This is a genomic window from Mucilaginibacter sp. JRF (genome assembly GCF_015223065.1).
Taxonomy (GTDB): Bacteria; Bacteroidota; Bacteroidia; order Sphingobacteriales; family Sphingobacteriaceae; genus Mucilaginibacter.
On sequence record NZ_JADFBY010000002.1, the window covers coordinates 218,507 to 242,365 of the forward strand.

Here is a 23,859-nt window from a genome sequence, read left to right on the forward strand (position 1 = left end):
GTTTACAATTCAAAATTGCCGATAAAACCCTGCCCCGGCCATGATTGCCGTCATGGCAAAAAGTGATCGTGCGCACATTTTTTACTTGGGCGATTACTTGCAAATGGCTGGTGCATCCATGCCCGCCGGACTAAGATAAGGCACATTCAATTCCAGCCCCCGCAGCACAAACCATAACCCCAGGCACAGCATAAAATAAGGTACTATAGTATTCAGCTTTCGCCTGAGCGATACGGTGAAAAAGCCACTGCTAAATGCCGCGGCGAACATGAGCGGCAGCGTACCCATTCCAAACCAAAACATAAAACCTGCGGATGCCAACACCGACCCGGTATTTACCGCGCCTACCAATGCCAGGTATACAAAGCCGCAAGGTAGCAGGCCGTTAAGCATGCCTGTAAGTAAATGCCCGGCACGTTTTTTTAATGCCCAAACCAGCATGGTATTAAACGGCCGCGTTAATTTTATGGCGATGCCCGGGCTTTTAAATGAGTGCTTGAATAAGCGGGATAAAGCTGCCAGTATAATCAAGGCACCGCTTACAATACTCAATCCGTTTTGAATATTGGCCAGCCATATTTGCTTGCCGATAAGCCCGATGATCAGCCCAAGAATAACATAGCTCAGTGTGCGGCCTAACTGGTACAACAACTTATCGAAAGCCAGCAACCATGCCGAGCGCCCGTTAAAGGGCACGGCCAGCATTAATGGCCCGCACATGCCAATGCAATGCACGCTACCAAAAAGACCTATAAAAAAAGCTACCTGCCAATCGCTCATGGTATCATGATCTCTTGCTTGTACAGATACTCCTTACCGCCCTGCTGCCAGCTGATAATTAATTGCCAGCGCCCCTGTGCAAAATCAGTAACAGGCAGGGTAAACAGGTTACCGGCATCGGTTTTAAAGTTTATGGCCTTATCAAATTTTTGCCCTGTAGGGCGAATAAAGCTCGCCCTACCGTTTGCCGCGCCGGTAAATTGTATGCCAAGCGTGTTGCCTTCAACCTTAATGATGGGTTGAGCATGATCCTGCTCCGTACGCTTTAGTTTAGTGTATTCGCTATTGTAGTCGAGGCCTTTTTCGTAATAGCTGTTGTCGTAATCATCAGCAGGTTGCCTTAGCATGTAAACGGCCATGCCAATAATAAAGAGCATAAAGGTTACCATGCCGGTAACCAGCCATTTGCCCCAGTTCCAATTTTTAATTGCTTCCATAAACCGGTCCTATAAATGCTGTTGATATGGTGCCGAGCGTTTCATGGCCCCGCATCACTTTAATTTCAATATCTGTTTTAGCGCTTTTTATCTGGTTGGCAGGTATCATTAAAAAGAAAACAGCCTTGCCCTCGCTTTCGGCCTTAAGAGTACCGGGCGCCTGGATGTATTTTATTTTGATGGCCGGATCATCAGTAACCAGGCTAACCTGTTGCGGAGAGCTGGTTTTGTTGATAAGATCGGCATTGTAAATATTGCTGATGTAACCGCCCGGTTGCTCCTGGTACAGCATACCCGCCGAGCGTAGTATGGTAACATCAACCGCGCTGCGCCTGAGCACGAACGAGGTGAGCACACCCAGCAACACAACAATAACCGCGCTGTAGGCAACCATGCGGCCATTAAAGGTGCGTTGTTCCTTTTGGGCGATGCTTTGCTCCGAGTAAAAACCGATGAGGTTGAGCGGCTTGTTGATCTTGTCCATCACCTGGTTGCAGGCATCAATACAGGCGGTGCAGTTAATACACTCCAATTGCGTGCCCTTACGTATGTCAATACCCGTGGGACAAACATCTACACATAAACCGCAATCCACACAATCGCCTTTTTTAGTTTGATCCTGCTTTTTAGAGATCTTGCCGCGCGGTTCGCCACGTAAAAAGTTGTAGGCTACTACCAGCGTGCTCTTATCTATCAATACACCCTGCAAACGCCCGTAGGGGCAAACCACTGTGCACACCAGCTCGCGCATTTGGCTGTACACCAGGTAAAACACCACTGTAAATACGCAAATACTAATAAAGCCCGACCAGTGCAGCACAACCGGCTCGGTAATGATATCGATCAGCGCATCCTTGCCGATAATGTAGGCCAAAAAAGTATTCGCTATCAGGAAAGAGAGTACGATGAATATGATATGCTTCGCTGATTTTTTAACAAGCTTTTCGCGGGTTAGCGGGCCTTCATCCAACTTGCGGCGTTTTTTAGCATCGCCCTCTATCCATATCTCAATCTTACGGAAAACCATCTCCATAAAAATGGTTTGCGGGCATATCCAACCACAAAACACCCTGCCGAACGCTATGGTGAACAATATGATGCATACCAACCCGGCCAACATAGCCAGCACGAACAAAAAGAAATCCTGCGGCCAAAATACCTGCCCTAATATTACAAAGCGGCGCTCCATCACATTTAGCAGCAACATGGGGTGCTCGTTTATGCTGATGAATGGTCCGGCAAAAAACAGCAACAGGTAAGCATAACTTAACAAACTGCGGTACCGGTACAGCTTACCCTTGCGCACAACCGGGTACATCCATCGGCGGCCGCCACCGGTGGTGGTGTTGGGTTGTTCGGTAATGTCAGCGGTAAGCATGTTCGGTTAGTTTTTATAGTGATGCCGTGTTGGCGGTACTTGTGGCGGCCTCCTTGTACTCATCGCCCTGCGGTTCTTTAGCACCGGCAGGGTGCGTACCGTAAATAGATTTGATGTAGTTAGCCACATCGGCAATTTGTTTAGGGGTTAACTGTTTCTCCCAGTTAGGCATACCCTTGGCTTGTACGCCGTACTTAATGGTCTTGAAAAGATCGTTTATTTTACCGCCGTGCAGCCAGTATTCATCCGTAAGGTTAGGGCCAACAATACCCTGCCCATGCTCGCCGTGGCAGGCGGCGCAATACGTTTTAAAAACCGCTGCACCTGATTGCAGCACCGCGCCATCACTGGAAAGCGTGACCGTATTTTCATCAACCCGGTTGGCTGATTTCGCCAGAAAAGCCTCCTTCTCCTTATTGGCGATGCTCATTTCGGTTTGATATTCCTCGTACTGCAACTGCCCCACACCAAACACATGGTAAACCAGCAGATACCCAACCGCAAACACAATGGTGATGTAAAACAAACCCATAAACCAGGCAGGTGTAGGATTGTTAAGTTCCTTAATGCCGTCAAAATCGTGCTCGGTAAGTAGCGATTCCTCCTCGGCCATTGGCCTTAGCGAAAGCAGTTTGTTTACCAAACTATTTTTAGGCTGAGCCGGAATTACCTCAGCTTCAACCTCGGCAGCGGCATTTTTAGCCTCGGCACCCATCAGCAAACGGGTAAGTATTTTGAATGTGCGCAGCAATACCAGCATGGTTATCACAAACAATATCAGCATCAGCATAATAACGCCGTAGCCAATGTAGTTCATCATATCAACAGGTATCAGGCTGTCATCAGCTGCCATTGCAGGGGCAGTGCCTAAAGCTGTTATCAGCAAAAAAGCGGTCAGTATCTTTTTCATAGCTCCTGTAAGTTTAGGTGATCGGCCTGGGCATCATTCAGCGGGATATCGCCCATATAATCGGCATGTGGTTTTTTTATGCGGATAAGCATTACCGTTACCACGATGAAAAACAGCAGAAATATGGCTAACGAGGTGATGAGGTAAACCTGGTTACCATCAATACCCTGTACAAATTGTTTAAACATGGCGCTTAATTGTTATTGGCGGTTTTAGTCACTTTAATATCAGTACCCAGGCGTTGCAGATAGGCTATCAGGGCCACTATCTCACGGTCGCATTGTACCTTGATTTTGTCTTTAGCCAAATTATCGGCAATGCCTTGGGCTTGTTTATCCAACTCGGTATTGGCCAGTTTTTCGTAACCGTTGGCGTAGGGTACACCTAATGTGCGCATGGCATTTATTTTAGCCGCGGTGGTGGTGGTGTCCAGCTTTTGGTTGATCAGCCAATCATAATTCGGCATGATACTGCCCGGCGACATCAGCCGTGGATCAAGCATGTGGTTATAATGCCAGGCGTTGCTGTACTTGCCGCCCTCGCGTTGCAGATCGGGCCCGGTACGTTTTGATCCCCAAAGGAAAGGATGGTCGTACACAAACTCACCGGCCTTGCTGTACTCGCCATAACGCTCCGTTTCTGAGCGGAAAGGCCTCACCGTTTGCGAGTGGCAGTTAACACACCCTTCGCGTATGTAAATATCGCGCCCCTGTAACTCCAGCGGGGTATAAGGTTTTACACTGGCGATGGTAGGTACGTTTGATGAGATGGTCATGGTAGGGATCAGCTCGATGATACTGCCTATCAATATTACCAGTAGTGATAATACCATGAGTTGTATCGGCCTGCGTTCCAGCACACGATGCCAAAAGTTATCGCCCTCGTTATGGGCTACAAACACTTTCTCTAATGGCATGGCCTCAGCCGGTTCCTGCGCTACCAACTTGCCTATGGCCATAGTTTTAGCCAGGTTATAAGCCATCGCGATAACACCCAGCAGGTACAAGCCCCCGCCCACGGCGCGCATTACATGCATCGGGATGATGCGCAGCGTGGTTTCAAGGAAAGTCGGATATTTCAGGATGCCCTCGGGAGTAAACTCCTTCAGCATCAGCCCCTGCGTAAAACCTGCCCAATACATCGGCACGGCATAAAACAATATACCCAGCGTACCTATCCAAAAATGGAACGAGGCCAGTTTTTTAGAGTAAAGCTGCGTGCGGTAAATTCTCGGTATCAGCCAATACAATATGGCGAAGGTTAAAAAGCCGTTCCAGCCCAACGCGCCAACATGTACGTGGGCTACTATCCAATCGGTAAAGTGGCCGATGGCGTTTACCTGTTTAAGAGATAGCATCGGCCCCTCAAAGGTGGCCATGCCGTAGGCTGTTAACCCAACCACCATAAATTTAAGTACCACATCATCACGCACCTTATCCCACGCTCCGCGTAGGGTAAGCAACCCGTTGATCATGCCGCCCCAGCTTGGCGCTATCAGCATAATTGAAAATACAATACCCAGTGATTGTGCCCAGCCCGGTAAGGTGGTGTACAACAAGTGGTGAGGACCGGCCCATATATAAATGAATATCAGCGCCCAAAAGTGCAGAATGCTCAGTTTGTATGAATACACCGGGCGGTTAGCCATTTTAGGCAGAAAGTAATACATCATGCCCAGATATGGCGTGGTTAAAAAGAAAGCCACAGCGTTGTGGCCGTACCACCATTGCACCAGCGCGTCCTGCACGCCGGCATACAGGTAATAACTTTTTAAGGCTGATATAGGCAGCTCGAACGAGTTGACGATATGCAGCACCGCTATGGTAACAAACGTGGCGATGTAAAACCATATAGCTACATACAAGTGCCGCTCGCGGCGTTTAATAATGGTACCGAACATATTGATACCGAACACGACCCATATCAGCGTTATGGCAATATCAATGGGCCATTCCAGTTCGGCGTACTCGTGCGAGGTAGTGAACCCCAGCGGCAGGGTGATGGCCGCCGCCACAATGATGAGCTGCCATCCCCAAAAGTGTATCTTGCTGAGGGCATCGCTAAACATGCGGGCCTTTAACAGCCGTTGCAGCGAGTAGTAAACGCCCATAAAAATGGCATTGCCCACAAACGCGAATATCACGGCATTGGTGTGCAGCGGACGTATGCGGCCAAAGGTGGTGTACTGGTTGCCCATATTCATGCCGGGTTTAAACAGCTGCATGGCTACCAGTAGCCCTACCGTCATGCCGATTATTCCCCAAACAATGGTGGCAATTCCAAAATTTCGTACAATCTTGTTATCGTAGTAAAATTTTTCGGGTTGCATAATATTGCGGTTAGTTCAAATAATTAATGGTGTAAAATTACCCGCCCCGGTGCGGCGGGCGAGTGATGCCCGTTAGCCCCAAACATGATGTATATCATTTTTCGGCTTCGCCGGAGGTATCGTCATCCAGCAGTATGCGTACGGATGGGGTGTACAGGTCATCGTGCTGACCACGGCGCTGCGCCCAGAAAAAAGCGCACAAAAACCCCAGGGCCAGCAGTATGCTGCACCCTATCAAAAAATAAATTATGCTCATAATAACCTGCGTTTTTTGGCTGCCACATGCGTGGCGATACTGGTGAATGATATAATGGTGGCCGTACTCAGCGGCATCAGTATAGCGGCGGTAAGCGGCGATAACTTGCCCGTTACCGCGAAGCTTAACCCGATGAGATTATAAGTGAGCGATATAAAGAAGGAGATATGGATAACCCGCACGGCATCCTTAGCGAACCTTAAAAACCGGGGGAAATTTTTGAGCGACCGCCCATCCAAAATAGCATCGCTGCCCGGCGAAAAATTGTTTACGTTATCGGTAATGGCTATACCCAGGTCGCTTTGCTTTAGCGCCCCGGCATCATTCAGTCCATCGCCCAGCATAGTTACTTTTTTGCCCTGATTTTGCAGGTGTTTAATAAAATCCAGCTTTTGCTGTGGCGATTGTTTGAACAGCATATTACTGTCGTTATTAAAATAGGGCAGTAATTCCTTGCGCTCATGATCCTGATCGCCTGATAAAAGATAGAGCTCATATTTTGGCGATAATGCGGCTACCTGCTGCAAACCATCCCGGTATTTGTGGTTAAAGCTGTAATAACCACAATAAGCATCGTCAATAACTACATGTACCATGGTGGCATTGCTTAGCTCATAGCTGCCATTCAACACAAAATCGCTGCTGCCTATAGCTATCAAATGTTCGCCCACCACAGCGCGGATGCCCTTACCCGGAATTTCTTTATAGGCTGATACCGGCAAAACTGTACCTGTACCCCAATAAGCGCAAATCTGCCTGCTGAGCGGGTGCCCTGAGTTGATACACACGCTTTGTACCAGTTGCTTTTGGCTTGCCGATAGGGTGGTATGATCGGTAAGTATTTTATTATTGTTACTGGTGATGGTTCCTGTTTTATCGAACACCAAAGTATCGATACGGGCCAATTGCTCAACCACAGCGGTATTTTTGAGATAGAAAAAATTACGGTCGAACACACTCAATGCCGCCGACATGGTAAACGGCGTACTCAGCGCCAAAGCGCAGGGGCAGGCCACGATGAGCACAGCCGTTAAAGCCGACAAACCGCGCTGCCAATCCAACGGTAACCAAAACAGCAGCGAACCAAGAGCAATGACCAACAGCACGATCGAAAAATGTTTGCTCACCCGCTCGTTAAAGGTTTGCATGCGGTTATCCTGGTGCCGGGTAAAGGCCTCGTTGTTCCATAACTGGGTAAGGTAGCTTTGCGATACGGGCTTTACGATCTCCATTTCCAAAGCCTCGCCCATTTGGCGGCCACCGGCGTAGATGATCTCGCCCAAAGTTTTATTTACCGGTGCCGATTCGCCCGTTACAAAGCTAAAATCAATCATGGCGTTGCCTTTCAATAAAATAGCATCGGCAGGAATGATCTCGTTATTACGGATGCGGATACGCTGGCCAACTTTCAGATCGGCCAATGGCAGGGGCTTTTCCTCCTCATCAATTATTACCTGTACCGCCACAGGGAAAAACGACCGGTAATCGCGCTCGAAAGACAGATGGTAGTATGTTTTACGCTGAACAAATTTACCCACCAGCAGAAAGAACACTAACCCGCATAGCGTATCGGCAAAACCGGGACCGCTATGGGTAAGTATCTCGGCAACGGTGCGCGCAAACAGCACGGCAATGCCTAAAGCCAGCGGGAAATCAATATTTAAAACCTTATTTTTCAGGTTATGCCAGGCTGATGTAAAATACTCCGTACCGCTGTAAAACACCACGGGCAGCGAGAATACAATATTCAGCCAGCCGAAAAAGCGCCTGAAACTTTCCTCGTGCCCGGCCAGGCCTAAATACTCCGGAAAGCTGAGCAGCATTACATTGCCGAAGCAAAAACCGGCTACGGCTATTTTGCGCACCAGGTTATCCTTTGGTGTGGCCGATTGTTTTTTCACTACATCCTGCAAGTTGATCAAGGGTTCGTAGCCGATATCAAACAGCAGTTCAACCACCTCGCGCAGTGTTGCCTGCTCGCTATCAAAACGAATGTTTACCTGCTTTTTCAGGAAATCGATACGACTATAATATATAGCCGGGTTAAGCCGGTGCAACTGCTCCAGCAACCAAATGCACGAGCTGCAATGTATATACGGAATGTAAAAGGTAACAATGGTGATGCCGCCATCCATAAAATCAACCAGATCGCTGATGATCTTTGGCTCGTCCAGGTATTCAAAGCGTTTATCGGTACGGGCGCGGTTAGCGCCGGGGTGCTCGTTGTAATTGTAGTAGTTGCACAATCCGCTTTGCGAAAGTACCTGGTACACGCCCCGGCAGCCCACGCAGCAAAACTCCTTTTGGTCAAATTGATAGATCACGTCATCGCAATCCTGCCCGCAGTGGTAGCATGTTGATTTTGCAGTGGTATTAACTAACATAATGGCTCGCTTTAGTTAATACAAAAATGTGATAAGCGCCCCGCCGCTCAAGTGATACAAAGAGGCCTTAAAAGTGACGTGTATCACATTTTAAGGCCAGGGGTATTTATATGTATGTTAAAAATTAGGGGCGATGAAACGTTTTCCGGCACAAGGATATACCAGCAACGGTATATCAATATGCTTGGCGGCGTGGTGGCTATGGCTGCGGTTAAACAACCTGTCGAAAAAGTTATGCTGCTGATGTACAATGGCCAGCATGTCAACCAAACCATGTTCGGCTATCCACTCCAGGCCGGGGTTAACGCCCGTGCTGGTTACGTGCCTGTAAAATACGTTACTGTAATTTATGCGGTTGGTAACATAGCGCAGGTAGGCATCTATCTTGTTGCCATACTCCGCGGCCTGTTTGTCATCAGTTACGTGGAACAGTACCAGTTCGGCATTAAAGTAGCGGGCTAAACTGGCTACTGATTGTATCACCTCTACCTCGTGCTCACTCAGATCGGTAGCTATGGCGATGCGGCGGATGGGCTTGAACCGGTATTTTGGCGGCACAAGCAGCAGCGGTAAACGTGTTTTGCCGATCAGATCATTACTTGTACTGCCTAAAAAGAATTGTTGCACATCGCCCGCGCCGGAGGTGCCCATCACAACCAGGCATGCCCGCTCATCGATAGCTTTATCGCTGATCATTTCGGCCACGTTGCCTGCCGAGTTTTCGCAGTCGGTGAGTACATCCACAGCGCGGCTATCATCCTGATTGGTGAGCTTGTTGGCTAATTTGTTCAGCTCGGCGTTAGTGCTTTCAACAATGGCATCATAATCATACAAAGGCCATGCAAGCTGCGGTGCCAGCGGCGAGGTGGCCGCCACCATAAACACGTTGAACAATTTAACACGCGCGCCCGTAGCCCGGGCAATGGCCAGCGCGTACTGCGCGGCATTTTCGGCAGCGGCCGAAAGATCAGTAGGGACGAATATGGTTTTCATAACGATGAGTTTTTAATTCGTACACGGCACCATGAATGCCTGCACAAATATCAACTCACGCGTTGAGGGATGGAATGATGATGGTCAGGAGATTTTGTGATGGGGAGCATAAATGGGGGAGGATGTGCCTACAGTTGTTAATACTTTTGTATATATTCACGGTACGCTGATTTATTCTATAATTAAGCCGATGAAAAAAACCATAATCTATATTTTATCACTCTTTTTTTGCTTTTTATCTTTAAATGGATTCTCTCAAAATCAATTAAACGATACTGACACTCCTGAATTCAAAAATCAAGGTGAACAGGAAGACTACTGGGCTCAAAAATTCTTTCAAAAAGAATACAAGGAGTTGAAGTATAAAGCATTTGCCGGTAATATTACTCACATCGATAACGTATTCATATTCGGACGAGATTCTATAATCGTATCTGATTCTGATGAAAAAATGAACTTGATATTCTCAAAGGGGCTGCTTTATCCTGAAATAATATTCGGCTACCACGTAAGTGATATAGAGGAGCTTGATTTTATAAAGACCTCCCCAAAGAAAAGAAGATTCAGATTTTTGCTTTACACAAAGGGGATGCACAATCCTACGGTGTGTTTTTTTGAATTAAGCAATCCCAAAGCAAATGGAAATATGGACATGCGAGATTTTATCCAAAATTCTACGCTAACATTTTTTAAACGAGGCTGGATAATGATGTGATATATCTTATCATGCTGAGCCTGTCGAAGCACTAACAAGCTATGATAGCTAACCGCCGCACATTCTGTAAATCACCAAATTCCAAAAATTCTGGTTCAGACCACCGCACGCACCCTTCGACAAGCTCAGGGTGACAGGCCATCCCTTCTATACATCATCCGCACATCTGCATATTCGCACATCTGCACATCTAACTCACTCCCTCACATAATGCAGCGCCACATGGCCTGATTTAAAGGGGATGGTATCAACCAGTTTCAGGTTAAGCTTTTGCTGGAGGCTGCCGGCAGCCAGTAGCGGCCTGCCCTGGCCAACGATTACCGGGTGTACCACCAGATTAAATTCATCAATAACATCGGCGGCTATCATCTCCGGCAGCATACTCACGCTATCCATTGTAATGTTTTTGCCGGCTTGCTGCTTTAATTTCAGGAGTTCGGCCACGGGGTTTTCGCGGATGATGCGGGTATCCTCGCGTGCATGTTGCAATGATCGTGAAACAACTATCTTATTAATGTCGGTAAACCTTTCGGCAAACCGGTTCTCGGCCGGGCTGCCCGACTGATCTCTGGCTACATCAGCCCAATAGGGGAACATCAGCTCATACATTACCCTGCCAAAAAACACCAGGTCTACATCGTGCATAGTGCCGGTAAAATAATCAAGCAGTTCTTCGCTCGGACTCATGGCCGTATGGTCGCAATAACCATCAAGACTAATATTTATACCGAATTTTACTTTTCTCATTTTAAAGGTTGTTAAAGAGATATATCAAAAGTAAAGCATAACATTATACCCCAACAGGGCAATCCGCGACAAAAACAGAGGGGTTTAGGCCACTTGTAGTCCATGTGTACGCATCCATGTCATGCTGAGCCTGTCGAAGCACTAACAAACTATTACAGCTTACCGCTACACATTCTGTAAATCCTTTAATTCTATAAATTCTGGTTCAGACAATCACATCAAATACTCCATTTTCCACCCATAATTATATATTTGGCCCCATGCAATCTAACCAATTACAAATTAAACCCCATTACCCTATACTTGACGGACTGCGCGGTGTCGCGGCCATTATAGTTGTTACCTTTCACCTTGCCGAGCCTTTGGGCACCGGTCATTTAGATATTATTGTTAACCACGGCTATCTCGCTGTCGATTTTTTCTTCCTGCTATCCGGCTTCGTTATCGGCTATGCTTATGATGATCGCTGGGGTAAAATGACCGTTGGCAATTTCTTTAAACGCCGTATTGAACGCCTGCAACCCATGGTTATTCTGGGCATGACGATGGGCGCCATCGGCTTTTATTATACCGATTCCACACTGTGGCCGCTCATTCATACCGTACCGCTGTGGAAGATGCTGCTGGTGCTGTTTATCGGCTATACCATATTGCCCATCCCCTTATCGCTTGATATACGTGGCTGGCAGGAAATGCACCCGCTGAATAGTGTGGGCTGGTCTTTATTTTTTGAATACATTGCCAACATACTGTATGCCGTATGGATCAGGAAATTCTCTAAAGCGGCGTTAACCATCCTGGTGGTTATCTCCGCCATAGCGCTGGCTCAACTGGCCATCACCAATGGCGACGTAAGCGGCGGCTGGACACTGAACGTAGAGCAGGTGCGCATCGGCATAACCCGTACCATTTATCCTTTCTTTGCTGGTTTGCTGCTATCGCGCATAGCCAAACCAACCGAAATAAAAAATGCCTTTTTATGGTGCAGCATATTAATTGCCGCGGTACTTTACATGCCCCGCATTGGTGGTGCCGAACATTTATGGATGAACGGGCTTTACGAGTCGGTATGTATCATCATTGTATTCCCGCTTATAGTATACCTGGGTGCCAGCGGCGTGTTGCAAACTCAGCGAGAGAACAGGATATGTAAGTTTTTGGGCGATATATCATACCCGCTGTACCTGGTGCATTATCCGCTGGTTTATTTTTATGTAGCCTGGATAAGCAACAACAAAGGCATAACCATAGCACAGGTATGGCCTTACGCCCTGCTTATTTTAGTAGGAGCCATAGTTTTAGCCTACGCTGCATTGAAACTGTATGATGAGCCGGTAAGGAAATGGCTGCGGAAAAAGCTTGCTTAGATATGATCCAATAAATTGAGATTCGCCTTCATCCCCGATTCCAAAAAGCGACTTATGCTTTCGCCAACTCTTTGAGCAATAACGTTAGCAAAAAAGCCAGTAGCAAAATGAGGAGGTAGCGGACAGTAGTGCGGTTAAAAAGGTTCTTCATTACTTTATGGTTTAATGATCGGATTATTCATACCGCAGGGCCTCTATCGGGTCGAGCCTTGAAGCCTTGAGGGCAGGGTAGTAGCCAAAGAAGATGCCGATGAGCGTGCAAAAGGAAAAAGAGATCAGCATCGGGTAAGTTAAAGCAGCCACGGGCCAGTGCATTAGTTTTTCAACAATGAGCGCATTGAGTTGGCCGAGTATAATACCCGTTATGCCACCGCTCACGCTGATGAGCACAGCCTCTATCAGGAACTGGCTCAGGATATCCCGCCCTCGCGCGCCGATGGACATGCGCAAGCCGATTTCACGCGTACGTTCCTTAACGGTTACATACATAATATTCATGATGCCGATGCCCCCGATAAGCAACGATATACCGGCTATGCCCATCAGCAGAATGGTCAGCAAACCGGTAACGGTGTTTAGTGTGCGCAGCATCTCGACTTGTGTAAGCACTTCAAAGTCGTTGGATTCTTCAGCTCTGAGCCGGTGGGTCAACCTGAGCAGATCGACGATCTCTTTGGTCGCCGCGTCAGAAAGTGCTTCCGATTTGGCCGAAGCGTAGATACCACCAAAGTAAACCGAGGCGGTCACCCTTTTTTGTACTGTGGTGTAAGGTGAGAGAATGACGTCATCCTGATCCTGCCCGAAAGCGCTTTGCCCTTTAATATTCAGTACACCGATCACCTGCAAGGGCAGTTTACCAAAACGAATGATTTTACCTATTGGATCAATCCCTTTAGAAAAAAGATGATTGACCACCGTTTGCCCGAGCACGCAAACCTTGGCATAGGTCTTTACATCCTTTTCGGTGAACATGGTGCCGCTTTTTAATGACCAGTTCCTGATCGGCAGAAATTTTTCGTTAACACCTTCAATGGTGGTCGGCCAGTTCAACGCCCCGTGTATCGCCTGACCTTCGGATTGTGATGAGGGGGATATGGCACTAACGTACAGACTTCTTTCTTCAATGGCCTTGATATCCTTTAAGGTAAGCGTTTGCAGTTCTTCACTCTGTAAGCGTGTGCCGCCCGGGTCGTTACTAAGCGGCGTTACCATGATCAGGTTGGTACCCATGGATGCCAGGGTAGCCTTGATGGAGTACTTGGCACCCTCACCGGCAGCACCGATAACAATAACAGCCGCCACACCGATAACAATACCCAACATGGTGAGTATGCCACGCATCCTGTTGCGCATCATGGCCTGGTAAGCCAGTTGTATGTGGTTAAATATTTTCATTTTTCAATAATCATCCATAAGTGGTAACTCCTCCAGCATTTGTCTGGCGGGGTGTATATCGGGGTTGTCATTGTCTTTTACTATGAGCCCGTCCCTTAGCACAATGGTACGGCTGCTAAAGGCGGCGATATCCGGCTCATGGGTTACAAAAACAATGGTTTTGCCCTGTACAGTATTCAGTTCCTGCATCAGTGCCATGATCTCGTATGATGTTCGTGTATCGAGGTTTCCGGTCGCTTCATCAGCCAGTATCATCACCGGTTCATTAACCAATGCGCGTGCTATAGCTACCCGCTGTTGCTGCCCGCCTGAGAGTTCGTTGGGCGTGTGCTGCATCCGTTCCCTCAGCCCAACCGCTTCCAGCGCGGCGGCGGCACGCTCTTTACGTTCCGAAGCACTGATAGCAGGATTGTAGAAAAGGGGCAGTGCCACATTATCGAGTGCGCTTGTTCGGGGTAGCAGGTTGTAGGCCTGAAATACAAAGCCGATTTTGCGGTTACGCAAGCGGGCCAGTTCATCGCGACTAAGCAGCCCCACATTGGTACCATCAAGCAGATAAGTGCCTTCCGTTGGTTTATCCAGACAGCCCAGGGTATTGAGCAAGGTTGTTTTGCCCGAGCCGCTGCTGCCCATAATGGTCACGAATTCCCCGGCGCCTATGTGGAATGATATACCTTTAAGTACACGAATCATATCATCTCCCCGCCGGAAATCCCTTTTAATATTATCTAATACCAGTATATCGTTCATCATTTTTTCTTTTGTACTGGAACTGATGTGATCTGCTCGGCAATAGTTGATCCCGGAGCAGGCAGGGAGGTAACAACTTCATCGCGCGTACTCAAACCGGATAGCACCTGCACATAAGCGTTATTATTTATGCCGACCGTGATCTGTCGCTCGGTCAATGTATCTCCCTTTTTTACCCATACATATCGCTGTGCGGGGCTTTTAGCTCGTACCTGATCTGTCAGCGGAATGATCTTATACTGATTATCCAAAGCTGAATCAGGCGAAAAATTCAATGCTTTTGCCGGGATGCGTAAGGCTCGCTGAAGCTCTTTAGTGTAGACGATGATATTGGCGGTCATGCCCGGTTTTAGTTTCATGGCCTCATTGGGCGCATTGATAATGGTGGAGTAAGACACCACGTTAGAGCTTACCCGAGGCTGTAACCTTACCTCGGCCACCGTGCCTTTAAAGTTATCATCCATAAAAGCGTCAACAGTAAATAGGGCCCGCTGCCCTTGGCGCACCTGGCCAATATCCGCTTCGTCAATTGATGCCTGCACTTGCATTTTGGTAATATCCCTGGCGATGACGAACAAGGTAGGGGTGTTGAACATGGCCGCCACCGTTTGCCCGATGCTGATGTTACGCGAAAGCACCACACCATCAATAGGCGAATAAATATCAGTAAAGGAGAGATTTCTGCTTGATGACCGGAGCTGCGCTTCCGCGTTCTCTACTGCCGATGCCGCGGCATTGTAGGCGTTCAAAGCCCGTTCATACTCTATTGTACTGGTTGATCCGGTGGCGTAAAGTTGTTTCTGGCGTTCAAAATTGCTTTTGTCAAAGGCCAACTGGCTGCGCTGCTGGCGCAGGGTAGCGGCATTTTGATCTAATGTCGCTTTTAAAAGCGTTCTGTCCAGTTGTGCCAGTAGCTGCCCCTTTTTTACCACCGAGTTATAATCCGCGTTCAGCACACTGATCACGCCCGATACCTGGGTACCTACCGATACGGTGTCCAGCGGTTGAATGGTGCCTGTTGCGGTAACGCTTTCCGCTATATAGCCATAGGTCGGTTTTTCGGTGGGCAGCGGTAGCGCTTTTTGTTCATCCCGAAGAAAAAAGAACCAGCCCAATGCTCCGCATAAGAGTATAATGACCACCCAAACTATTTTAATGCCTTTCGTCATGTTTTCAATATTTATTGGCCCGACTGTTTGTAGAACTCATAGATTCGTTGGGTTAAACCCGCTGTGTATTTGGCTTGCAGGTATCTTTGCTGCGCTTGGAGGTATAGCGTTTTTTGTTGCAGAAATTCTACCATATTGATCAGCCCCGTCCGCAGTTGGTCAACAGCCACACGGTAAGCCTCGTTGTTATAATTAAAAGCCGAAGCAGCAGCCTTGAACTGGTTTTTAGCGCTGATGAGGTTGTAATAGGCCCGTTCAATGATAAGCAATAGGGTGGTTTTGGTTTCGGTAAGCCCCAGCTGCGCCTGTTCCCTGCCGATGCGGGCTTTCGCTACATTTACCGAATTAAGCTTACGGGTAAAAATGGGCACCGATATGTTAACACTTACCTGCTGGCTAAAATCATCTTGTACCTGCCTGGGGGCGGTAGTAGAAGAACCAAAATATCTCGACCCAACGGAACCCGATAAACTGATAGTTGGCCAGTATCCTGCTTTGGCCTTAGCCAACCCGGCATCCGCTATAGCGATACCAAGGCTGGCATTTCTGATCTCCGGCCGGTTTTGGAAAGCCTCCTGTTGAACGGTGGTTATACTTTCGGGTATGGTGAGCAAGGGGGATGGGTCGATCACTACAATGTCAAGCCTCGTACTAACGGGTAATTGCAGCAATTGCTTTAGGTTGATGAGATCCTGCTGCTGGGCGTTCTCTGAGGTGATGAGCAGGTAACGGTCATTAGCCAGTTGCGCTTCCAGTTGCATCAGCTCTTTCTTGGCGATGCTGCCCGCGGCGAGCTTTAGTCGCGCCTGATCTACCTGTGCCGCCGAAGTTCCCGTTAATGTGCGGGCATAGGTAATACTTTCCTTATCCAGCAGGGTATTCAGGTATTGTTGAATAATTTGTAGCGTCAAATCATTCTCTTGCTGCATAATAGTTAGTTTGGCCGATTCTACCTGTAAGCCTTTCTGCCTGATATCGTTGCTCATATATCCGCCGCGAAACAATGTCCAGGTCGAGCTCATGCCCGAGTCGCCCTCGCCGCTCCACCCCGACTCACCAATAAGCGCAGTGTTGCCATGATCAACAAAACGGGTTGCAGAAAAATACAGGTCGGGCCAGCGGGCGGCACGGGCGAGGATAAGATCCTGATCGCTGGTGCGCTTATCCAGTACCCTGCGCTTTAGTGCTATGTTATGCTCCTTTGCATAGCGGAGGCAGGTTTCTAGATCCCAGGTAACTACGGTGTCTTTCAAAGTTTCCTGCGCGCAGCCCTTACCTGCCACTGCTGTGATCATCAGGATAGTCAGTATCATACGGATCAGGGCGGCGGCAGGCAGGAGCAGGAAGAAATGGTCATACCATCGCTGCTTATTCACGTTGGTATCGTTATCGCCAAACAAATCATTTATTGATGATAGCCTGGCTATTATTGGCGTGATCATTTTTAATATCTTATACTTTAAGCAGCGTATCATCCTTTATCAAAGTGTAAGTATTTTGCGCTGAATGAGATGAAGCAGGCAGAAAAACTCCTGCCTGTTCACCGGGTTATATACCACACCCAAAAGCGTGTGTGGGCAGATATAGGGGTACTTAACTTAATCAAGGCGTTACCACGGTAGTCTTCCGCTGCACGGTATGCGCAGAGAATATACCATACGCAGGGTCGCCCTTAATATTTGATGGCGGGTTAGTAGGCGTTGTGTTATATGGTCCGTCAGAATTGAATTGCGATAGCGTAAAGAAATACAGGTAGTTGTTCCTGTCGGTACAGCGAAATTCCAGTTCCACAGTATCGCCGGCATTGATCTCCGCGCCGGGGTCGAATAAGATATATTCATTCTTCTGACCATTAAATGTATTGTCATTCAAAACAAAATACTCCGTGTTCAGCGTGTCGTTTACCCGCATAATGAAGCGGTAGGTATTGGCCACATTAGCCGGGTCTGTGAACTCCGGCAGGGCAGAATATTCCGGTTTGCCCGAATCACCTTTGCTGGTAAAAAGCTCGAACTTGACATTATCCAGCACAACGGGCTGTGGCATGGTTGAGGTGGCGTTGTAACTCTTGCCTTCAGCCAGCATATTCAGCGTATAGGTTCTGCCGGGTGTACCAACAAGCGTTGCTGTTTGGTAAACACCGGGAGAGGTTTCGGTCAATGTATCGATCGAGCCTGCATCGTCAGATATGGTTACGGTAGCGCCCTCAACCGGAGGATAGGTATTCTTGTTATTAAAATCTACCGTTTTGCGGAGAAGCACCGTATACGGACCTTTCTCGTTGGTAATATTGCCTTCGATAACTATTGTCGGCGGAACTGTTTTTAAAGGCAGGTTTACTTCTTTGGTACAAGATATAAGCAGCAGGGCAGATGCCGCGGCCATGATAAATATATTTTTCATGATGTTTTGTTAAAATTTAAAGTTGTAGGTAACAGAAGGGACGAACCGGAAAAGCGAGGTCTGTTTAATTACCGTTCTTGATTTATCGGTTTCATGGTCCTCAAAAATGGTTGTGTAAGCGTTAGCCCGGCCGTAGGCATTGTACAAGCTGAAGTTCCAGGATACCTCGCGCCCTCTTTTGGTTTTTTTAGTATAGGTTGCACCCAGGTCCATCCTGTGGTAGGCCGGTAGGCGATCGCCGTTTCTGTCGGTATAAATAAATACACTCTTATCGCCTATCTGGTATTTACCTTTCGGGTAGGTAACCGGGTTACCCGTGCCATACACAAAAAGACCGGAAAGTGACCATTTGGCGCTCAGGTCGTAAACGCCGACCACAGAAATATCATGCGTACGGTCCTGGCGGGCGTTGTACCAGCGGTTGTTGTTGATCCCGTTGATCTGCCTTTCGGTTTTGGATAGCGTATAACCCACCCAGCCTGTAAAACGGCCCTGCGTTTTTTTGACCAGAAACTCCGCGCCATAAGCTCTGCCTTTACCAAACAGCAATTCGCTTTCCACATCGCGGGAGGTATTAATGTCCGCACCATCTTTGTAATCTATCTGGTTCTTCATGTCTTTGTAATACACCTCCACACTGGTTTGGTACTTGCTGTTATTGAAATTGCGTGAATAGCCCAGGCTGAACTGATCGCTAACCTCCGGTTTAACGTTGTAGCTGTCACCAAACCATTGGTCGGTAGGTGATGAGCTGGTACTGTTGCTCAATAAATGCAGGTGTTGGGAGTTGCGGGCATAGCCACCTTTAATGGCGCTCACATCATTTATGGTGTAGTTGAACTGAACACGTGGTTCAGGGTTGATGTAGGTTTTTCCCGTTTTGCCTGATGCCAGTACCACACTATCTGTTTGAATACCGTTGTTATACATGCGGTAAGTATCGCCACCCAGTAAAGTATAAAATGAGAAACGCACACCATGGTCAATGGTCAGCCTGTCGGTCACCAGCCATGTTCTGTTAACGAACAGCGCATTCTCGTATGCCGAGCGCCCTTTCTTATTGCCGGTTACAGTATTTCCGGTAGTGGTTCTGGTCGGTATCAGGTTATGTTTTATTACGTTAAAACCAAATTTGATGGTATTCTTAGTGTTGAGGTACCATGTCATTTCCTCTTTCAGGTTAACGTCCTGTATCTTTGATCTCAGCTCGGTGGTTTTACTGGTAGAGCCAAAATTCATCTTGTAATTGTAATTGCTGTAGATGAATGATGTGTTTGAGAATAATTTAGGGCTGATCTCATAATTCCAGCGTAAGGTAGCTGTTCTGTTTCCCCAGTCAACCAGAAAGGTTTTACCGAAGCCCAGCACGTCCTGCCCCATGTAGCCTGAGAAGAAGATGCGGTTCTTATCATTAATGCGGTAACTGGCCTTGGCGTTCAGGTCATAGAAATACAGCTTATTGTCTTTGTCTTCTTCAGATAGTTTCAGGAACATATCCACATAAGTCCTCCTCGCCGAAATAATAAATGAACCACGGTCCTTAGCGATCGGGCCTTCAAAGCTTGCCCGGCTGCTGATCAGGCCGATACCGGCAGAGCCATTGAACTTTTGGTTGCTTCCGTCCTTCATTTTTACATCAAGCACGGATGAAAGGCGGCCGCCATATTGTGCGGGACTGTTGCCTTTGATAAGGGTAACATCCTTTAGCGCATCGCTATTGAATGTACTGAAGAAACCCAGCAGGTGCGAGGCATTATACACCGGCGCTTCATCCAGTAATATCAGGTTTTGGTCGGCCGCGCCACCACGTACAAAGAAACCGGCACCGCCTTCACCTGCCGATTTTACGCCCGGCAATAACTGAATGGTTTTGATAATGTCCTTTTCACCAAAAATGACCGGAATTTTAGCTACGCTGGCCGGTGTCAGCTTTTCAACACCAATGCGTGCTTCGCGGATGTTATCATTATCTTTTTTCGAGGTTACCACTACTTCGGTCAGCGCGGTAGAGTTGTCGGCCAGTGCATGGTTAAGCTTTACGTTAGCGGTGAGGTTAATGGTTACTGTATCGTTTTGGTAGCCAACCATACGGAATACAAGCTGATGTGTGCCGGCAGGGAGGGTTAGCGAATAAAAACCGTAAGCATTGGTGGCCGTACCGCTGGCGTTGCCCAATGCATAAACAGTTGCGCCTATCATGGTTTCACCGTTCTTTTTGTCGGTCACCGTTCCGTTTACCGTGAACCGGGATTGTGCCAGCGATAGTGTGGTGCAGCATAGTAAGAGGAGGTTTAATGCGATTTTGTGCATGATCGTGAGTTAGCGTTTTTAATTGATGTATATTGTTCTGTGTTTCATTGCGTTTGATGGTCAACGGAACAAAGGTGTTTTCAAAAACCAGCTCACAGAAATTAATGAGATGAACGATAGGAATTCTGCGAAGAACGTCAGGATATGGAGTGATCAACAACGCTTTCTGATCATTACAAATACAAAAAAAATGCCCCGAGCCATTTGGCCCGAGGCATGTATTGATCAAGTTTTTATAACAATATTTTCAGGTATTATACCGGGCAAAGAACTCCTCAGCATAAGTTTTACCTATGGGTATTTCCTGCCCATTCAGCTGGATCATGGCACCGCGTACACCTTTCACTTTTGACATGGGGATAATGAAGCTGCGATGCACCCTGATAAAATCATTGGATGGGAGTTTGTCTGCCATCTCCTTCATGGACATTCGGGCGACGATGGTCTTACGGCCATTAATGTAAATACGGAGATAATCGGCCAGACCCTCTATGTACATTATATCCGCAACGGGGATCTTCACCAGCGTAAAATCAGCCCTCACGAATATATGCTGATCCTTAACCGGCTCCCGCTTATCCAGGTAATCCAAATACTCCTGCGCTTTGGCGATGGCCTGGGTAAACCTTTTCTGGTTGATCGGCTTCAGCAGGTAGTCTATCGCGTTAAGCTCATAGCTAACCGCCGCGTATTCGCTAAAGGCCGTTGTAAATATCACCAGTGTTTTTTGCTCGAGGGATTTGACCAGGTTTATCCCCGTCATTGCGGGCATGTGTACATCGCAAAATATCAGGTCGGCAGGAAATTTTCGCAGATGCTTTAGCGCTTCACCGGGCTGTGTAAATGTTTTTTGCAGGTTGATGTCGGGATGTTTTTCACATAGGGATATGATCACCTTTAAGGCAAGCGGTTCATCATCTATTGCTATAGCGTTGATCATTGCAGGTCAATGTGTAAGGATATTGAAAACTGTTTTGCACTGTCTTTTATCACCAGCAAATGCTTTGATGGATAAATGAGCTCCAGCCGGTGCCGGGTATTCTCTATGCCCAGGCCGCTTTTTTCGGTGGTGTCCTTTTGCACATCTACCTTGTTGTTTACCACGTTGAGGCGCAGTTCAGTCCCTTCAACCGTCAGCGTGATCCTGATCAGGCTTTTTTGTTCCGAATTAACCCCGTGCTTAAACGCGTTTTCGATAAACGGGATAAGCAACATGGGGGCTACCTGCAACGGCGGCACGTTTTCAGGGATGATGTATTCAAGTATCACGCTTCTGTCCAACCGTAGCTTTTGCAGCTCGATAAAGTTGTTGCTGTAATTGATCTCATCCTCCAAGGGCACAAAATCCTGTTGTATATCGCGCATGGTATACCGCATCATTTCTGATAATTTATCAACCATGTCGGCCGCCATCGGTGAGGTGTCAATGGCGGTGGCGTAAATATTATTCAGGGTATTGAACAAAAAATGAGGATTGATCTGCGATTTGAGTGAGGCGATCTGCGCGGAAAGGCGTTCACTTTCTGTTTGCTTCAAGCGGTTATAACCCATCCACAGGATAGAGGAGATGATAGCCAGGAACCACAGGGATATAGCGTTGATGATTATCACCGGTATCAGCTTCTCAACAATAGGATCAATTGTAGCGAATGTTTTTGAATCCAGATCAGGTAAAAAGAACAACCCTCCGGATACGGAAAGTACAACCACTATGGCCAGAGCGAGATAGATAAAATATTGCCCGTACTTTTTGCTGAGCAGAAACCGGGGTATCAGATAAAGATAATTGATGTAAAAGGTGCTTAACAGTACGATGCTCAGCATCAGACAGAGCAATAAATATTTCAGATCTGATTCAGGGTCGAGCGCCCTGAAAACCTGGTCGGTAGAGGCATAGGGCAGCACCAGCAACAGCAGCCAAACCAAACAGTGTATAGCAATGGTAAATTTTTTAAATTCCATGAGTTTTTGCAAATAATCCGCAAACCAATGCAATAGCCCAAGCTATTCAAAAAAAATGAGATGAAGTAAGGGTTTTTGTAGAAGAAGGATAAAAGACAGGGCTATGTAGCTTTGTATACAAACAGGGTTGCTCTTTTGGAGCAACCCTGTTTTAGCCATTATGGAAATTGCCGGATGATAAAAACTTTCTTACCGAATAGTGATCTCGAGATGATGTTATTTACTTAGCGCTAAACAATCCCGGGTAAAGTATCCCATCCACACCCTTCATATCAATACCTAAAAGTTTGGCTATAATGGGGGCTATATCTTCCTGACCTATGAGTGGTAATACCACGCCCGGTTTTATGCCGTTACCAAAGGCTACAAAACCGGTTTGTATCTGCTTAAAATCAGTAGGCAAATAACCGTGGGTACCACCTTTGGCCGCGGTAAGCATGTTACCTTTTGCCGCCGCGCCAAAGCTAACGCCCTGGTATGCCGCTAAAGCCAATGCTGCGTTAGGGTCGCCCTGTGCATCGGCAAGGGCTTTTTTATCAAGCACATGGAATAGTTTTTTTACACCATCAGGTAGTTCGGCTAATGCCTTGTTCACTTTCTCTAATGTAGCTTTATCCTTCGGGTTGCGCAGGTGCAGGAAGGCCGAGCCTCCGCTGGCCTGAAAATAAGCTTTCCAGTTTTCTTTGTTCTCATTATCATACAAACCAATACCGGCCAGCATAACGTTGGGGTTAAACTGCGTATGTATGTCAACAAAACCATGATCACCGGTGAGTATAAAGGTTGTGTTCTTGGTCATGCCGGCCATTTCAACGGCATCAATAATGGTTTTTACGGCTACGTCAACACCCACAACAGCTGAACGTACCTTATCACCATCACGACCCTGCTCATGCTCAAAATGATCTGTCAGGCCAATGTGTATGGCTAAAAACGCGGGTTTATATTTACGCAGAATATAACCAGCCATGCGGGCCTTGTTCTGATCGTTATTATAATAATCAAGCGTTGCGCCAAACTCACTAAACTTGCCTATAGCGTTTTCCTGCACCTCATCAAACAGCGCTTTCGGGTTCGATTCATTATATAGCGCCTTGATCTCGTCTTTCTTTTCGCCCTTATTTTTAGGGAGGATAACGAATTCAGGCAGGTTATAATCTATGGGCGCGCCAACGGTTACCGGCCAGCTTACGCCGGCGGTGGTTAGTCCGGCGGCCTTAGCGGCCGTCCATAAAGTAGGCACCTTAATATCCTTATAATACCAAAACCATTTGCCCGATATACCTAAAGGCTCAACCGGTGTGTTATAATAAATGCCATGTTTTGCAGGTAATACACCACTTACAATGGTGGTGTGCGATGGATAAGTTACCGTTGGGAAACTGCCGCGTACCCCCTCGGCATACGAGCCGCTTTGCATTCCCTGGCGAATGTTCACCATTCCCCACGATGGGTCCATATAAAACTCTGGGCGCAAGCCATCAATGCTAATAAGTACCACATGTTTCTCCTGTGCCTGCGCAGCCGTGCCAATAAATAAGCAAGCAACAAGGCTTATAAATAATTTTTTCATG

21 protein-coding genes are annotated in these 23,859 nt (G+C 47.3%); 2 read left to right on the forward strand and 19 right to left on the reverse strand.

Annotated elements, in window-relative coordinates; translation table 11 throughout:
• Window positions 1-93: 93 nt before the first annotated feature.
• From IM792_RS06380 to IM792_RS06420, 9 genes are all read right to left on the reverse strand, one after another.
• Complete coding sequence (locus IM792_RS06380) at window positions 94-780, reverse strand: sulfite exporter TauE/SafE family protein (protein ID WP_194101003.1); 687 nt, start codon at window positions 778-780, stop codon at window positions 94-96.
• Window positions 777-1,217 carry a FixH family protein gene (locus IM792_RS06385; RefSeq protein ID WP_194101004.1) on the reverse strand — a complete coding sequence of 147 codons (441 nt, stop codon included), beginning with the start codon at window positions 1,215-1,217 and terminating at the stop codon, window positions 777-779. The genes IM792_RS06380 and IM792_RS06385 overlap by 4 nt, the downstream gene beginning before the upstream one ends.
• The gene (gene ccoG, locus IM792_RS06390) at window positions 1,204-2,595 is read right to left on the reverse strand and encodes a cytochrome c oxidase accessory protein CcoG (RefSeq protein ID WP_194101005.1); all 1,392 of its coding nucleotides are present in this window, start codon (window positions 2,593-2,595) and stop codon (window positions 1,204-1,206) included. Before ccoG ends, IM792_RS06385 begins: the two co-directional genes overlap by 14 nt.
• Before the next feature lie 13 nt (window positions 2,596-2,608).
• Window positions 2,609-3,505 carry a cbb3-type cytochrome c oxidase N-terminal domain-containing protein gene (locus tag IM792_RS06395; protein WP_194101006.1) on the reverse strand — a complete coding sequence of 299 codons (897 nt, stop codon included), beginning with the start codon at window positions 3,503-3,505 and terminating at the stop codon, window positions 2,609-2,611.
• Complete coding sequence (locus tag IM792_RS06400) at window positions 3,502-3,693, reverse strand: hypothetical protein (protein ID WP_194101007.1); 192 nt, start codon at window positions 3,691-3,693, stop codon at window positions 3,502-3,504. Before IM792_RS06400 ends, IM792_RS06395 begins: the two co-directional genes overlap by 4 nt.
• 5 nt (window positions 3,694-3,698) lie before the next feature.
• Window positions 3,699-5,834: a cytochrome-c oxidase, cbb3-type subunit I gene (gene ccoN / locus IM792_RS06405; RefSeq protein WP_194101008.1), complete on the reverse strand. Its 2,136-nt coding sequence runs from the start codon at window positions 5,832-5,834 to the stop codon at window positions 3,699-3,701.
• Between the two features lie 94 nt (window positions 5,835-5,928).
• The gene (gene ccoS, locus IM792_RS06410) at window positions 5,929-6,090 is read right to left on the reverse strand and encodes a cbb3-type cytochrome oxidase assembly protein CcoS (RefSeq protein ID WP_194101009.1); all 162 of its coding nucleotides are present in this window, start codon (window positions 6,088-6,090) and stop codon (window positions 5,929-5,931) included.
• Window positions 6,087-8,474 (reverse strand): heavy metal translocating P-type ATPase metal-binding domain-containing protein, encoded by a 2,388-nt coding sequence (locus IM792_RS06415; protein WP_194101010.1) that lies wholly within the window; start codon window positions 8,472-8,474, stop codon window positions 6,087-6,089. Before IM792_RS06415 ends, ccoS begins: the two co-directional genes overlap by 4 nt.
• A gap of 117 nt (window positions 8,475-8,591) precedes the next feature.
• Window positions 8,592-9,467: a universal stress protein gene (locus tag IM792_RS06420; protein ID WP_194101011.1), complete on the reverse strand. Its 876-nt coding sequence runs from the start codon at window positions 9,465-9,467 to the stop codon at window positions 8,592-8,594.
• 190 nt (window positions 9,468-9,657) lie between these two features.
• On the opposite strand from IM792_RS06420, the gene IM792_RS06425 reads away from it, so the two are divergent.
• A complete protein-coding gene (locus tag IM792_RS06425; protein ID WP_194101012.1) occupies window positions 9,658-10,182 on the forward strand; it encodes a hypothetical protein in 525 nt (174 codons plus the stop codon).
• 195 nt (window positions 10,183-10,377) lie between these two features.
• Here IM792_RS06425 and IM792_RS06430 read toward each other — a convergent pair whose 3' ends face one another.
• On the reverse strand, window positions 10,378-10,929 hold the full coding sequence (locus IM792_RS06430) for a dihydrofolate reductase family protein (RefSeq protein ID WP_194101013.1): 552 nt from the start codon (window positions 10,927-10,929) through the stop codon (window positions 10,378-10,380).
• A gap of 260 nt (window positions 10,930-11,189) precedes the next feature.
• On the opposite strand from IM792_RS06430, the gene IM792_RS06435 reads away from it, so the two are divergent.
• Window positions 11,190-12,296: an acyltransferase gene (locus IM792_RS06435; RefSeq protein WP_194101014.1), complete on the forward strand. Its 1,107-nt coding sequence runs from the start codon at window positions 11,190-11,192 to the stop codon at window positions 12,294-12,296.
• A 174-nt stretch (window positions 12,297-12,470) separates the two neighbouring features.
• On the opposite strand, the gene IM792_RS06440 is transcribed toward IM792_RS06435, so the two are convergent.
• The 9 genes from IM792_RS06440 to IM792_RS06480 all read right to left on the reverse strand — a co-directional run bounded on the left by IM792_RS06440 (window position 12,471) and on the right by IM792_RS06480 (window position 23,858).
• Window positions 12,471-13,691: an ABC transporter permease gene (locus tag IM792_RS06440; protein WP_194101015.1), complete on the reverse strand. Its 1,221-nt coding sequence runs from the start codon at window positions 13,689-13,691 to the stop codon at window positions 12,471-12,473.
• A gap of 3 nt (window positions 13,692-13,694) precedes the next feature.
• Window positions 13,695-14,444 (reverse strand): ABC transporter ATP-binding protein, encoded by a 750-nt coding sequence (locus tag IM792_RS06445; RefSeq protein ID WP_228084966.1) that lies wholly within the window; start codon window positions 14,442-14,444, stop codon window positions 13,695-13,697.
• Window positions 14,441-15,610 carry an efflux RND transporter periplasmic adaptor subunit gene (locus IM792_RS06450; RefSeq protein ID WP_194101016.1) on the reverse strand — a complete coding sequence of 390 codons (1,170 nt, stop codon included), beginning with the start codon at window positions 15,608-15,610 and terminating at the stop codon, window positions 14,441-14,443. Before IM792_RS06450 ends, IM792_RS06445 begins: the two co-directional genes overlap by 4 nt.
• A gap of 11 nt (window positions 15,611-15,621) precedes the next feature.
• Entirely contained in the window at window positions 15,622-17,085 is a 1,464-nt protein-coding gene (locus IM792_RS06455; RefSeq protein WP_194101017.1) for a TolC family protein, read from the reverse strand.
• Between the two features lie 127 nt (window positions 17,086-17,212).
• Window positions 17,213-18,013, reverse strand: a complete 801-nt coding sequence (locus IM792_RS06460) for a DUF4249 domain-containing protein (RefSeq protein WP_194101018.1) — start codon at window positions 18,011-18,013, stop codon at window positions 17,213-17,215.
• 9 nt (window positions 18,014-18,022) lie between these two features.
• Window positions 18,023-20,323: a TonB-dependent receptor gene (locus IM792_RS06465; RefSeq protein ID WP_194101019.1), complete on the reverse strand. Its 2,301-nt coding sequence runs from the start codon at window positions 20,321-20,323 to the stop codon at window positions 18,023-18,025.
• 247 nt (window positions 20,324-20,570) lie between these two features.
• Window positions 20,571-21,263 (reverse strand): LytTR family DNA-binding domain-containing protein, encoded by a 693-nt coding sequence (locus IM792_RS06470; RefSeq protein ID WP_194101020.1) that lies wholly within the window; start codon window positions 21,261-21,263, stop codon window positions 20,571-20,573.
• On the reverse strand, window positions 21,260-22,285 hold the full coding sequence (locus IM792_RS06475) for a histidine kinase (RefSeq protein WP_194101021.1): 1,026 nt from the start codon (window positions 22,283-22,285) through the stop codon (window positions 21,260-21,262). Before IM792_RS06475 ends, IM792_RS06470 begins: the two co-directional genes overlap by 4 nt.
• 220 nt (window positions 22,286-22,505) lie before the next feature.
• Window positions 22,506-23,858, reverse strand: a complete 1,353-nt coding sequence (locus tag IM792_RS06480; RefSeq protein ID WP_194101022.1) for an ectonucleotide pyrophosphatase/phosphodiesterase — start codon at window positions 23,856-23,858, stop codon at window positions 22,506-22,508.
• Window position 23,859: the final 1 nt, after the last annotated feature.